The following is a 13,128-nucleotide window of genomic DNA, read 5'->3' on the forward strand; positions in this document are numbered from 1 at the left end:
CTTCTGGTAGTGGACATGTGACGGTCCGTCGGAGCGTCGTTGTTACGCACGGGTAGTGCATACGCTCGGACCATGCGCCGAGCAAAAATCGTCTGTACTCTCGGGCCGGCCACCGACTCGTACGACCAGATCAAGTCCCTGGTCGACGCCGGCATGGACATCGCCCGCTTCAACCTGAGCCACGGCTCCCAGGCCGAACACGAGGAACGGTACCGCCGGGTCCGCAAGGCTTCCGACGAGACCGGCCGCAGCGTCGGCATCCTGGTCGACCTTCAAGGCCCGAAGATCCGCCTGGGCACCTTCGCCGAAGGCCCCGTACTCCTCGAACGCGGCGACGAGTTCACCATCACGGTGGACGACGTCCCCGGCGACAAGGAGATCTGCGGCACCACCTACTCCGGCCTCGCGGGCGACGTCTCGCGCGGGGAGCGGATCCTGATCGACGACGGCCGGGTCTGCCTCGAAGTCACCCGGGTGGAGGGGCCGCGCGTCCACTGCATCGTCATCGAAGGCGGCCTGGTCTCCGACCACAAGGGCCTCAACCTGCCCGGAGTCGCCGTCTCGGTGCCCGCGCTCAGCGACAAGGACGTCGCCGACCTGCGCTGGGCCCTGCGAGTCGGCGCCGACCTGATCGCACTCTCGTTCGTCCGCAGCGGCAAGGACATCGAGGACGTGCACACCGTGATGCGCGAGGAGGGCCGCTTCCTCCCCGTCATCGCCAAGATCGAGAAGCCCCAGGCGGTGGACGGCCTGGAGGGCATCGTCAGCGCCTTCGACGGCATCATGGTCGCCCGCGGCGACCTGGGCGTCGAACTTCCGCTGGAACAGGTGCCGTTGGTCCAGAAGCGCGCGGTCAAGCTGGCCAAGCGCAACGCCAAGCCGGTCATCGTCGCCACCCAGATGCTCGACTCGATGATCCACGCCTCGCGCCCCACCCGGGCCGAGGCCTCCGACGTCGCCAACGCGATCCTCGACCAGGCCGACGCGGTGATGCTCTCCGGCGAGACCTCGGTGGGCAAGTACCCGATCGAGACGGTCAAGACCATGGGCCGCATCGTCGAGGCGGTCGAGGAGGAGGTGCTGGCCGCCGGCCTGCCACCGCTGACCGAGCGCAACAAGCCCCGCACCCAGGGCGGCGCGGTCGCCCGGGCCGCCGCCGAGATCGGCGACTTCCTGGGCGCCAAGTACCTGATCGCCTTCACCCAGAGCGGCGACACCGCCCGCCGGCTGACCCGCTACCGCTCCCCGATCCCGGTCCTGGCCTTCACCTACGAGCCCTCCGTGCGCAGCCAGTTGGCGCTCACCTGGGGCGTGGAGACCTTCCTGGGCCCGTTCGTGCCGACCACCGACGAGATGGTCGCCCAGGTGGACAGCGCGCTGCTCAGCCTGGGGCGGTGCCAGCGCGGCGACATCGTCATCATCACGGCGGGCTCCCCGCCCGGACTGGCGGGCTCGACCAACCTGGTGCGGGTGCACCACGTGGGAGAGCTGGACAACTGACCCTCCCGGACGGGGGTGTCCGCCGAGCGGGCACCCCCGTGCGGGTCTTCGAGCACCGCCGCCGACCAGGCTGATACGGTCCGCGCATGCCCACCACCGCGCCCGTGATCCGCAGTGACGCACCCGGCTCCTTCGCCTGGAGCGTCTTCCACGAGCGGCACCCGAAGCTGATCCGACAGGTGCTCGACGCGCTGCCGTACGGGCCCACCGAGCGGGCGGCGATCGAGGAGCTCCTCGCCGAGAGCACCGGCGGCGTGCTGGAGCCGCTCGGCCCGGACGCCCACGACCACGAGCAGTGGCTGCAGTGGGGCCAGGGCCTGTTCGGGCGGCCGTGGGGTGAGGCGCCCTTCCTGTGGGCCGAGAGCTACTTCTACCGCAGACTGCTCGAAGCCACCGGCTACTTCCGCCCCGGAGCGTGGCGAGGCATCGACCCGTTCGCGCCGTTCAAGGACGCCGAACTGGCCGGCCCCGCGGTCGATGCCGAGTTGGCGGCGCTGGGTGAACTGGCCGCGCTCGCGGCCGACAAGCGGGGAGAGGCGCTGCTCGGGTCGGCGCTCTGGGGGAACCGGGCGGACCTCAGCTTCCAGATCACGGCCTCGCGCGGGGACGCCGGCCACTCCTCGGCCCTGATCGCGGACGACAGCGCGCTCCTGTGGTCCGCGCTCGCCGCCGCGGGCAGCCCGAAGGTCTGCGTGATCGCGGACAACGCCGGGCGGGAGCTGCTGCCCGACCTGGTCCTGATCGACCACCTCCTGGTGAGCGGGCAGGCCGCCGAGGTGGTGCTGTACGTCAAGCCCTCCCCGTACTACGTGTCGGACGCGACGACGGCCGACGTCCTCGCGACCGTCCGCCGCCTTCGCAGCGCGCCGGGGCCGGAAGCGGGGCAGCAGGCAGGGCAGGAGGCGGATCGGGAGGCGGGACGGGAGGCGGAGCGGATCGGGCGCCGGCTCTGGCAGGCGATGAACAGCGGCGCCCTCGTGGTCCGCACCCACCCGTTCTTCAGCGCACCGCTCCCGTTCCACGCCATGCCCGCCGACCTCAGGGCCGAACTCTCCGGCGCCACGCTGACCCTCGTCAAGGGCGACCTCAACTACCGCCGCCTGGTGGGGGACCAGCTCTGGGACCCCACGACCCCGTTCGGGGAGCGGGCCGGCCACTTCCCGTCCCCGGTGGCGGCGCTGCGCACATTGAAGTCGGACGTCATCGTCGGCCTCGACGCTGCGGTGGTCGCGAGGCTGGACGCCACGGGGGAGAAGTGGCGGACCAGCGGCGCCTACGGGGTCGTTCAGGTTCACTGCTAGGTGGCAGTCCATGACGGGTCCGCCGGCGCCCGCGCAGAGTGGCCGGATGTGCCGGGCGCTCACGTGTTGCTCAGGGGCGTACGGCGCGGCCGATCAGTGTGCCGATGTGGCCCGGGGTGGGGGCGGTGATCACGCGGACGTCCGCGTGGACGAACCCGGCCTCGGTGAGGAAGCGCGTCCAGCCCGCCGGTTCGTAGCTGTAGCGGTAGGTGTACATCGCTGGCCCGGCGAATCCGCCCTTGTACATGCCCTGCGGCCCGTACGCGCCGGGAATGGCCGGTGGCTGGGAGAAGACGAAGACGCCACTCGGGCTCAGGTGTGCGGCCACGAGCGGGAACAGGCGCTCGGGGTCGGTGAACCAGGCCGCGCCGAAGATGGAGTACACGGCGTCGAACCGCTGCCCTGTGTTACCCAGGTACTCCAGGATCTCCGCCTGGACGAACTCCACCCCGAGCTGCTCCCACTGCTCGCTGGCGCGCTCCACCATCACCCTGGACAGGTCCACACCGGTGCCCTTGACGCCCCGCTGAGCGAGGTGGGCCAGGGCGCGGCCGGTGCCGCACCCGATTTCAAGAACCGACCCGGCATCGCCCAGCAGTTCCGGCCCCGGGGCTCCGGGGTGGTCGCGGTACTGCGTCCACCCGAACGCCGGCTCCAAGTCGTCCGTGAACGCCGACTCGGCGTAGGTGTCCCAGAGCTGCCGTTCGTGGTCGAGGTTGTGCGGAGCGGTCGGCAACGGGAGTTTCCTCACTCGGGTGGGAATGGAAGGGGCTCCGCCATGGCCTAGCCTGTGGAGCCCCTCCCCTTGAACGATCCGTCAGCCATCAGTGGCTGTCAGGGACTTTGCTGTCACACGGGGAGCACTCGGCGCCGTCGCGGGCCCACAACTCGTCGTCGGGGTCGAATCCGATCGAGCGCAGGAAGTCGGCGGTGCTGGCGACGGTCCCGTCGTTGCGGCGCTGGATGAACGGCGCGTGGTGCTTGTAGGCGCTGCCGTTGTACAGCTCGCACAGGGCGAAGTACACGGGGGTGTCGAGGATGACCTGGTGAACGCCGATGTCCACGATCTTGCCCACGCCAAGGTGGACCTCGGGGTGTTCCATGGAGGCGACCACATACATGATCGCGTTGCCCAGGATCCGCTCGGCCAGGTCCCGGACCATGACCTCGTCGCGGAGCAGCAGCGCCACCTCGCGGTCCCAGATGGTCATGCCGGAGTCGAGCACATTGATGCTCAGGTGCTGGACGTGGGGCTGCACAGCGTTCAGCAGCTCACGAGGATCCCGCGTGCGCACGGCAGTGGGGTTGTCCAAGGTGGTGATGGTCACGATCAGTGCTCCCTCTCGGTGTCGTCGAGCGGTGCGTCCCCCTGAGCTCCCAGTCCGTTACTCCGGGCGACGAGGTCGACGGTAGGGAGCAAGCCCGCGCACCCGCCACAGACTTCTACGTGATTGCACGGATTCACCCGAGGGCGGTCAACGCTGAATGGATCAGCTCGCGTGCGGCATCTCCGTACACGGCAGAGTGCGACAGCTGAGTGAACGCCCTTACGTAGTCGGCGATCTCGCGTGGTTGCCTGACGTTGATCTCTGCGGTCAGCGTCTCCACCAGGGTGGATCGGTCGTCGTAGAGATAGAAGGCTTCGAGCGGCCACACGGTCCGCTCGGCGCCGAACGGGATGATCCCGAGGGAGACGGACGCGAGCGGCATCACCGCGAGCAGATGCCGAAGTTGGCCGGCCATCGTGGCCGCGTCACCGAGTCGGTGCCGCAGCACCGTTTCCTCCATGACGACGGCGAAGCGGTGCCCGCCTTCATACAGGAAGCGGGAGCGGGCGACGCGGGCGGCGACCGCATCGGACACGTCATCAGGTGTTCCCTGGAACTGGGTGATCGACTTCAGCAGTGCGGTCGCATAGCCCGGGGTCTGGAAGAACCCCGGCACCACGTTGGAGACGTAGACGCGACAGATCTGGGCTTCCTTGTGCCGGGTGTAGAAGTCCTCTTGTGTCCGGCGCAGCCCAGTGCGGTGGAGTCGTCGCCACTCCATGTACATCGACTCAACGGCACGTGAGGTGGCGATCAGGTCGGTCGCCTGGTCGTCGGCGTCGCACGCCGTGCACCACGCCCGGATGTCGCCCTCGGACGGGGGCGTGATGCCGTTGACGATGCGGGAGGTCTTCGACGGGTTCCACCCGCACCGGGCAGCCAGCTCCTGGCCCCTGAGGCCGGCGTCGAGCATCAGTTCACGCAGGCGTGAGGCGACCGCTTCGCGGGCGCCCTGGGCGCTGGATGACGGCAGGGTGGCCATGGGCGGGCTGTCCGGTGCTCGGAGGGTCAGACGGCGTACTGGTCGTGCGGGATGGCGCGTGCCCACACCGCTTCGAAGGCATCCGTCACCATCTTCACCGTGGCCGGGTCCTCGTTGAACTCGTGGCCGGCCCAGTCTCCATCACCCGTGAACCAGTGGAACATGATCAGACGGTCGTCGATCAGCCACAAGTCGTTGCCGGGAAGCGCGATGTCGGACGAGAGCCGACGGGGCAGCCAGCGGACCTGTTCGCCGGCGTTCAAGTTCAACGGTGTGACGGCGTGTTCCCACCGGATGTAGTCGGTGACCGGCTCGGAAACGATCCGGGCACGGCGCATCACGACACCGCGCCCGACGGCTTCCCGCACGATCCCCAGCCATTCGGCCCAGTAAGGGTCGGTGGGGTCGAGAGCGGCCTTTCCAGTGCGCTTGAACTTGCTGATGATCTCGGACTCGTCGCCGACGCTGTAAAGGTCACGCATCTCCAGGTGGGCGGCCGATCGGGTCGCCCTCCGCAGCAGCGCTGCGAAGTCAGGAACCGTCTGCGGCTGCTCGCTGCTCTGCAACATCGCACGCCTTCCTCAAGATCGGCACCATACGGGACGGGATCCGGATCACGGACTCGTGGGCGGGCACACCCTTGGCGTGCCCGGGAACCCATTCGGTGTCGCCGATCTTGGTGACGGTGGCGCCGTCGGCGGTGGTGCTCTGCACCAGGATGTCCCAGTTCTCGTCGTCCACCCACACCGTCGGCGAGCCGCCACCGCCGGTGTTCGGGTCAATGCCAGTGAACAGTAGCGACATGGCGTCCTCCGATGACAGGTCGCTTCTACGTGTTTGCGCTACGGTGTCGCAGGCTTGCCGGAACGTCAAGTGCTCACGGTGAGAAGCCCGTTCCAGTCCGTAGTGATGGACGGGTGGCTCGGCGCAGGGGGTGCAGTCCCGCCAGCCTTCGCTGTTGCGCACTTTCAGGCGCGCGCCCGCGCCTCTGCGCCCCCGGTGGGTGGGCAGGCCGGCAGGACGCCAGAGGAGGCGGCTGAGCGAATCGGCTGCCATCGTACGAAGATCAGCAGAATCGAGAATGCTCGTCTGCCGCTGTCCATGAGCGAACTTCGGGACCTGCTCTCGTTCTACGGGGTGGCGGACACCGACTATGTGGAGAACCTGGTGGATCTCGCTCGCCGGAGTGGTGAGCGGGGCTGGACCCAGCGTGTGGGAATAGCGCTGCCGTCCTACGCGGACTACATCGACTACGAGCAGACGGCTGACTACATCCGCTCGTTCCAGCCTCACCCACCCGGATCGCTCCGCATCGCGTGGAGGAGCTGGTGGCGGTTCGCATGCGGACCTGAGGTCATGAAAGCTCAGCTCGGAGCTCTCCAGGAGCTGGCCGAGGTGGTCGAACTCCAGGTGCTGCCACTCAGCGCCGGAGCTCATGCCGGTGTCATGGGGTCGTTCGTACTGTTCAGCTTCCCGACACCAGCGTTCTCTGATGTCGTGTGCGTGGAGCACCGGACGGGCACCCTGTACATGGAGACGCCAGAGGAGACGGACGCCTACACGCTTACCTTCGACTCGCTGCGATCGGCTGCCCTGAGCCCTACCGAGAGCCTCGACATGATCACTAGGGTCAAGCAAGAACTCTAACCGCTAGTGTCATGAGTCTTAGGAAAGCTATAGAAGTATGCTGGGTTCATGGCGCGGATGGGTCGGCCGACGGTCGAAGTGGTTCTGACGGATGACGAGCGTGAGACGTTGCTGCGTTGGTCGCGGCGGGCGACGTCCGCGCAGGCGCTGGCGCTGCGCTGCAGGATCGTCCTCGCGTGTGCCGACGGACTGTCGAACACCCAGGTCGGCGCGAACCTCGGGATTCATCCGACCACCGTGGCCACCTGGCGCAAGCGGTTCGCGGCCCAGCGACTGGAGGGCCTGGCCGATGAAAAGCGGCCGGGCCCTGCCCGCACGGTGACGGACGAGCAGGTCGAGGACGTGATCGTGCGGACTCTGGAGACGACGCCGAAGGGCGCCACACACTGGTCCACCCGCGAGATGTCGAAGCAGAGCGGGCTGAGCCAGTCGACGGTCTCGCGGATCTGGCGCACCTTCGGCCTCAAGCCGCACCAGGTCGACACCTTCAAGCTGAGCAAGGATCCGCAGTTCATCGAGAAGGTCCGCGACGTGGTGGGCCTCTACCTCGATCCGCCCGAGCGCGCCATCGTGCTCTGCGTCGACGAGAAATCGCAGATACAGGCACTGGACCGCTCCGCGCCGGTGCTGCCGATGATGCCCGGCATGCCCGAGCGCCGCACCCACGACTACCTGCGAGGAGGTGTCACCACCCTGTTCGCGGCGCTCAATACCGCCACCGGCGAGGTCATCGGCTCCCTGCACCGCCGCCACCGCGCCGTCGAGTTCAAGAAGTTCCTCGCCAAGCTCGACAAGGAGGTCCCCGCCGAACTCGACGTCCACCTGATCTGCGACAACTACGCCACCCACAAGACCCCCCGCCATCAAGAAGTGGCTACTCGCGCACCCGCGCTTCCACATGCACTTCACTCCCACCAGCTCGTCCTGGCTCAACCAAGTCGAGCGCTGGTTCGGCCTACTGACGGACAAGCAGATACGGCGCGGAGTCCACAAGAACGTCCAGGCGCTGGAGAAGGACATCCGCGACTGGATTGCCCACTGGAACGAAGACCCCAAGCCGTTCACCTGGACCAAGTCCGCCGACGAGATCTTCGAACGTCTCGCCGGCTATCTGAACCGCCTGCCGAACCCCAACCCCTAGATATGCAGCCGTTCTGAGACTCATGACACTAGGACAGTTGAGAGGTATCAGGAATGCTCACTCAGAACTTCCGTGGCGCCCGGTGGCGAAAGAGCACCTTCAGTGGCGATTCCGGCGACTGCATCGAGGTCGCTGACGGTTTCCCCGGGCTGCTGCCGGTCCGCGACTCCAAGGATCCGGATGGCGCCGCACTGGTGTTCAGCGCCGAGGCGTGGCGGTTGTTCCTGGCGGGCGTGCGTACCGGGGGCTTCCCGGCCGGTGGCTGAAAAGGCTCGTGGGTAGCAACCTCTTGCGCGTTCGAGGCTCGTGTCCTGTGCAGGGCGGAGAGCCCGCGCCGTTTCACGGCGCGGGCGCTCCGCTTTCCTGGTCGCAAGATCCCCCGCGCGGTCCGGCTGTTCGAGGTGTGGCAGATGCCGTTCCGTCAGGACTGCGCTTCCAAGGACTGTGGTCCTGCAGTTGGGCGGCTGGCTCGGCATTCGTCGTGGCCATCGGTGGCTGCCCAGGGAAGTCTCCGTGGTGAGGTCGGCCTCCGGTCGTCGGTCGTGGTCAGCGGAGGTCCGGAATAGGAAGCTGACGTATCGTCACATGGCCCTGCCTGCATGCTGGCCGGAGACCAGGGCGAGGTAGTCCGCCAGGTCGGCCGCGTCGCGGGTGGCCAGGCCCAGGTAGCCGTCCGGGCGGATCAGGTAGAGGCCCGGGGACAGGGGATCCAGGGCGGCGAACTCCCTGGTCAGGATGTCTGGGTGGGTGGCAGGTGCCGGGGTCGCGACCGCGAGGAGGGTGAAGTGCGGTCCGCGTAGCAGGTCGAAGAGCCTTGTGGAGTCGGGGAGTTCGAAATCCGGCACGCGCCCGCCCGCGCGCAGCGCGTCCTCGGGCAGGCCGGTGCGACGCTCGGCGGTCAGCGGGCTGTCCGGGTAGCCGACGCCCAACTGTGAGGTCTGCTTGCCGCGTTGCACGGAGACCGGGTCGCCGCTGCGCCCGGCCCGGTGCAGCCTGGTGCTCAGGCCCAGGACGTCGGCGGCGACCGGGCGGCGCTCGGATTCGTAGCTGTCCAGCAGGGAGTCCGGGGCGCCGTGCCGGAGCACCTGGCCGAGCTTCCAGCCGAGGTTGTAGGCGTCCTGCACGCCGGTGTTGAGCCCCTGCCCGCCCGCCGGTGAGTGGACGTGCGCGGCGTCACCGGCCAGCAGGACCCGCCCGGCCCGGTACCGGTCGGCCAGGGCGGCCCGGGGGCGGAAGTCGGAGGCCCAGCGCACCTCGCGCACCGCCTCGGGGTCGAGCGGCGTCCGCTCGCCGATCAGTCGCCGGACCTCGTCCAGGGAGAGGGCCGGCTCGCCCGTGGCGTACTGGGCGAAGAGCTGGAAGAGGTCGGTGCCCGCCAACGGGCAGAGCAGCAGCGCACCTTCGGGCGCCTCGGGCCACGCGTGCCAGTTGCCGCGGCCGAGGCCGTCGATCCGCACGTCGGCCACCAGGGCGGGCCGGGGGTCGACCGTCTCGCCGTCCATCGCGATGCCGAGCGCCCGCCGCACGGTGCTGCGCCCGCCGTCGGCGCCGACCAGGTAGCGGGCGCGGACGGTGCGCCGGTCGCCGTCGGCGGACTCCAGGACGGCGGTCACCGCCTCGGCGTCCTGGGTGAACTCCGCCAGGCGGGTGCCGAAGGCCACCGAGCCGCCGAGCTGCAGCAGCCGCTCGTGCAGGATCTCCTGGGTGCGCCACTGCGGGATCATCAGCGGCGCCGGGTAGGGCGTGCCGGGCTCGGTCGCGTCCTGCGCGATCAGGTCCCACTCCCGCACCGGCTGGTCGCCCCGCCAGGTGAGCATCTTCGGGTACCGGCCGCCGGCGGCCCGGATCGCGTCGATCACGCCGAGGTCGTCGAAGACCTCCTGGGTGCGCGGCTGGACACCCTTGCCGCGCGAGCCGGGGAAGAGGCCGTCCTGCTGCTCGATGACCAGCGCGCGCACGTCGCGCCTGGCCAGGTCGCAGGCGAGGGCGAGTCCGGTCGCGCCGGCGCCCACCACCAGCACGTCGGCGAGGGCGTCGGGCGGCAGGGCCTCGGGCTGTGTGGAGGGAAGAGTCATGAGCCGTCTCCTTAACGTTGTTAAGTTCGAGCTCGCCCAGTGTCGGCTTAACGGTGTTAAGTTGTCAATGGGGCTCCGGCTCGCCGGCCTGAGAGGATGGGGCGGTGGCAAGCAAACTCGACCCCGACCAGGTCACCGACACGGCGCTGCGGCTGCTCAACGAGACCGGCCTCGAAGGCCTGACCCTGCGACGGATCGCCAAGGAGCTGGACGTCCAGGCGCCGGCCCTCTACTGGCACTTCGCCAACAAGCAGGCGCTGCTCGACGCCATGGCCACCGAGATCCACCGGCGGATGGCCGCCACGCCGCCGCCCGCGGCGGACGCCCCTTGGCAGGAGTGGATCACCGCCTCCGCCCGCACGCTGCGCCGGGCGCTGCTCGGGTACCGGGACGGTGCGAAGGTCTTCAGCGGCACCCGCTTCGTCGGCAACGACCACGCCGTCCAGCTCGATCGCCACCTCGGCGCACTGTGCGCGGCCGGCTTCACGCTGGACGAGGCCGTGCTCGTCTCGTCGACCGCCTACGCCTTCACCATCGGCTTCGTCGTCGAGGAGCAGGCCGTCCACCCCGTGCCCGGCGAGAGCGACCCCTACTTCGACGTGGCGGCGCGGGCCGAGCGGATCGGCCCGGAGCTCCCGCTCGCGGCCGGCGCCGGGAGGGGGCTCTTCACGGGGTTCGAGGAGCGGTTCGAGCGGGGGCTCGCGATGGTGGTGGCCGGGATCGCGGCGACGCACCCGGGCGTGGCGACGGTGGTGGGGGTGGCCGAGGGGGAGGCCTGAGGGAGCACATCGAGGTCCCGCGCGCGGGACGGGGGCCGGTCAGGGGCGCGCGTGCGGCAGTGTCTCCAGGGTGCGCAGGATCAGCGAGAGGCCGAACTCGAAGCGCTCGTCGAAGGCGGTGTCCTCCAGGTGGGCCGCCACCCGCGCCAGTGACGGGTAACTCCCCGCGGCCAGCGCACCGGTGAGCGAGTGCTCGCCGTCGCCCTGCGCGGCCAGCGACTGCTCCTCCTGGGTGAGTCCGAGCGTCAGGTACTGGATGCTCCAGAACGCCCAGGCCGCCTGCCGCTCGTCCAGCCCGCCGCCGAGCAGGGCTTCGATCGCGACGTCGGCGAAGCCCAGCGTCGCCGGCTCGGCGGCGTACGTACCCGCGACGATGGCCGCGCCGTCGCGATGGGCCAGCAGACAGCGCCGGTAGCGGCGGGCCAGCTCGGCCACCCGGTCCGGCCACGGCTCGGGCAGCTCCGCCAGCGAGATCCCGCCGACGATCGCCTCGGCCATCAGCTCCAGCAGGCGCGCCTTCGTCTTGGCGTGCCACAGCACGGTGTTCATCCGCACGCCCAGCCGATCCGCGGTGCCGCGCACCGAGACCGCGTCGGCGCCCTTCTCGTCCAGCAGCTCCAGGGCGGCGCGCACCACGGTGTCCGGGTCCAGTCGGGTCCGGGGGGAGGGCGGGGCTTGATTCTTGGTCACTGACCTAGTCTACTGAAGGCACGCCATTGGTCACCGACCAAGGAAAAAGGGGAGCGGATGATGGAGCAGCACATGGAACAGGTCGTCATCGCCGGAGGCGGCCCGGTCGGCCTCTGGCTCGCCGCCGAACTGCGCCTCTACGGCATCCCGGTCACCGTGCTGGAGAGCCGCACCGAGCCCGACCCGCACTCCCGGGCCCTCACCCTCCACCCGCGCACCCTCGAACTGCTCGCCTGTCGAGGCCTGGTGGAGCCGTTCCTCGCTGAGGGACTCAAGATCCCCAGCGGACACTTCGCCGCCCTCCCCGACCGGATGGACTTCACGGACCTGGACACGCCGTTCCCGTTCACCCTCGCCCTCCCGCAGGCCCGCACCGAGGCACTGCTGGCGGCGCACGCCGAGGCGGTCGGCGTCCGCCTGCTGCGCGGCCACCGGGTGACGGGACTGGCCCAGGACGGCGACGCGGTGACCGTGCACGTCGAAGGACCGCAGGGCGAACGGCGCCTGCGGGCCGCCTACCTCGTCGGCTGCGACGGCACGCGCAGCACCGTGCGCACCGCAGCCGGGATCGACTTCCCCGGCACGGACGCGACCGCCTGGGCCTGGATGGCCGACGTCGTCCTCGACGAACCGCCCCACCGGCGCTCCGTCTCCAACGCCCAGGGCGCCGTGATGGTCTGGCCCCTGCCCGGCGGAGTGCACCGGGTGGTCGGCAACGACGCCGAGAGCGTCCGCACCCGCCCCGGCACGCCCACCTTCGAGGAACTGCGCGCCAAGGTCCGCCGGATCGCCGGCACCGACTTCGGCATGCGCGACCCCGGCTGGCTCTCCAGCTTCGGCAACGCCACCCGACAGGCCGCCCAGTACCGCAAGGGACGGGTGCTGCTCGCGGGCGACGCCGCGCACATGCACTTCCCCTCCGGCGGCCCCGGACTCAACGTCGGCCTCCAGGACGCCGCCAACCTCGGCTGGAAGCTCGCGCAGACGCTCTTCGGCACCGCCCCCGCCGGGCTGCTGGACAGCTACCACACCGAACGCCACCCGGTCGGCGCCGAACTGCTGCGCAGTACCCGGGCACAGACCGGACTCATGACCAGCTACACCCCCGAGACGCTGGCCCTGCGCGAGTTGATCGGCGAACTCATCACCACGGTCGGGGAGTTCTCCACCGAGCTGGCCAACCGGGTGGCCGGACTCGCGGTCGCCTACCCGCCGGCGGCCAGCGCGGCGGCACACCCGCTCACCGGCACCCGCGCACCGGACCTCGCACTGGCGGGCACGGGCAGCCTCTTCGGGCTGCTGCGTCCCGGGCGCTTCGTGCTGCTCGACCTGACCGGCCGGCTCGGTGGCGACCTCGCTCCGCCGGCCCCGCTTGCCGCGCTCGCCCACCGCACCGGCCCCGGCCTGGACGTGCACAGCGCGCCGCCGGTCGAGGGCCGGGCCCAGTGGTCCGGGGTCAGCGCGGCCCTGGTCCGCCCCGACGGACACCTGGCCTGGCTGAGCCGGGAGACGGACCCGCAGGCACTGTTCACCGCCGCGCGACACGCGGTGGCGGCGACAGTGGTGACGCCAGTGGCGGGGGCGGCGGCACCGGTGGGGGTCGTGGCCGCGGAGGTGTGAACCGGGGGCCGCCTCGGTGCGTCATGACGGGCGCAGGGATCGATCGCATCCGGAAGGACCCCCCA

General features: G+C 70.0%; 13 protein-coding genes and 1 pseudogene. 7 read left to right on the forward strand and 7 right to left on the reverse strand.

Translation table 11 applies throughout. The features are described 5' to 3' along the window. Positions 1 to 72: 72 nt before the first annotated feature. On the forward strand, positions 73 to 1,500 hold the full coding sequence (gene pyk / locus OG294_RS29910; protein ID WP_327069660.1) for a pyruvate kinase: 1,428 nt from the start codon (positions 73 to 75) through the stop codon (positions 1,498 to 1,500). Positions 1,501 to 1,586: 86 nt separating this feature from the next. Further along, on the forward strand, positions 1,587 to 2,801 hold the full coding sequence (locus OG294_RS29915) for a damage-control phosphatase ARMT1 family protein (RefSeq protein ID WP_327069661.1): 1,215 nt from the start codon (positions 1,587 to 1,589) through the stop codon (positions 2,799 to 2,801). Positions 2,802 to 2,871: 70 nt separating this feature from the next. Here OG294_RS29915 and OG294_RS29920 read toward each other — a convergent pair whose 3' ends face one another. The 5 genes from OG294_RS29920 to OG294_RS41205 form a co-directional block, all read right to left on the reverse strand. Beyond that, a complete protein-coding gene (locus OG294_RS29920) occupies positions 2,872 to 3,537 on the reverse strand; it encodes a class I SAM-dependent methyltransferase (RefSeq protein WP_327069662.1) in 666 nt (221 codons plus the stop codon). A gap of 88 nt (positions 3,538 to 3,625) precedes the next feature. Continuing rightward, positions 3,626 to 4,129: a hypothetical protein gene (locus OG294_RS29925; protein ID WP_327069663.1), complete on the reverse strand. Its 504-nt coding sequence runs from the start codon at positions 4,127 to 4,129 to the stop codon at positions 3,626 to 3,628. A 133-nt stretch (positions 4,130 to 4,262) separates the two neighbouring features. Next, positions 4,263 to 5,111, reverse strand: a complete 849-nt coding sequence (locus OG294_RS29930) for a helix-turn-helix domain-containing protein (protein WP_327069664.1) — start codon at positions 5,109 to 5,111, stop codon at positions 4,263 to 4,265. A 26-nt stretch (positions 5,112 to 5,137) separates the two neighbouring features. Further along, positions 5,138 to 5,680: a DUF6879 family protein gene (locus OG294_RS29935; RefSeq protein ID WP_327069665.1), complete on the reverse strand. Its 543-nt coding sequence runs from the start codon at positions 5,678 to 5,680 to the stop codon at positions 5,138 to 5,140. Beyond that, complete coding sequence (locus OG294_RS41205; protein ID WP_442789395.1) at positions 5,643 to 6,167, reverse strand: hypothetical protein; 525 nt, start codon at positions 6,165 to 6,167, stop codon at positions 5,643 to 5,645. Before OG294_RS41205 ends, OG294_RS29935 begins: the two co-directional genes overlap by 38 nt. On the opposite strand from OG294_RS41205, the gene OG294_RS29945 reads away from it, so the two are divergent. The 3 genes and pseudogenes from OG294_RS29945 (at position 6,111) to OG294_RS29955 (ending at position 8,165) form a co-directional block, all read left to right on the forward strand. Continuing rightward, positions 6,111 to 6,758, forward strand: coding sequence for a helix-turn-helix domain-containing protein (locus tag OG294_RS29945; protein WP_327071718.1), 648 nt, complete (start codon positions 6,111 to 6,113; stop codon positions 6,756 to 6,758). The two genes, OG294_RS41205 and OG294_RS29945, sit on opposite strands and share 57 nt — an antisense overlap. Before the next feature lie 48 nt (positions 6,759 to 6,806). Continuing rightward, positions 6,807 to 7,899 (forward strand): annotated as a pseudogene (locus OG294_RS29950) (IS630 family transposase). Between the two features lie 53 nt (positions 7,900 to 7,952). Next, on the forward strand, positions 7,953 to 8,165 hold the full coding sequence (locus tag OG294_RS29955; protein ID WP_327069667.1) for a DUF397 domain-containing protein: 213 nt from the start codon (positions 7,953 to 7,955) through the stop codon (positions 8,163 to 8,165). A gap of 315 nt (positions 8,166 to 8,480) precedes the next feature. Here the strand turns inward: OG294_RS29955 and OG294_RS29960 are convergent, their stop codons facing one another. Next, entirely contained in the window at positions 8,481 to 9,974 is a 1,494-nt protein-coding gene (locus OG294_RS29960) for an FAD-dependent monooxygenase (protein WP_327069668.1), read from the reverse strand. A gap of 104 nt (positions 9,975 to 10,078) precedes the next feature. Between OG294_RS29960 and OG294_RS29965 the strand changes: the two genes are divergently transcribed. Next, entirely contained in the window at positions 10,079 to 10,753 is a 675-nt protein-coding gene (locus OG294_RS29965) for a TetR/AcrR family transcriptional regulator C-terminal domain-containing protein (RefSeq protein WP_327069669.1), read from the forward strand. Between the two features lie 39 nt (positions 10,754 to 10,792). Here the strand turns inward: OG294_RS29965 and OG294_RS29970 are convergent, their stop codons facing one another. Continuing rightward, positions 10,793 to 11,443 carry a TetR/AcrR family transcriptional regulator C-terminal domain-containing protein gene (locus OG294_RS29970; protein WP_327069670.1) on the reverse strand — a complete coding sequence of 217 codons (651 nt, stop codon included), beginning with the start codon at positions 11,441 to 11,443 and terminating at the stop codon, positions 10,793 to 10,795. 72 nt (positions 11,444 to 11,515) lie between these two features. Here OG294_RS29970 and OG294_RS29975 point away from each other — a divergent pair, with 72 nt between their 5' ends. Further along, positions 11,516 to 13,063: an FAD-dependent monooxygenase gene (locus OG294_RS29975; protein ID WP_327069671.1), complete on the forward strand. Its 1,548-nt coding sequence runs from the start codon at positions 11,516 to 11,518 to the stop codon at positions 13,061 to 13,063. The last annotated feature ends 65 nt before the right edge of the window (positions 13,064 to 13,128 follow it).

Origin of the sequence: Kitasatospora sp. NBC_01302, from assembly GCF_035976515.1 — a bacterium.
GTDB lineage: Bacteria > Actinomycetota > Actinomycetes > Streptomycetales > Streptomycetaceae > Kitasatospora.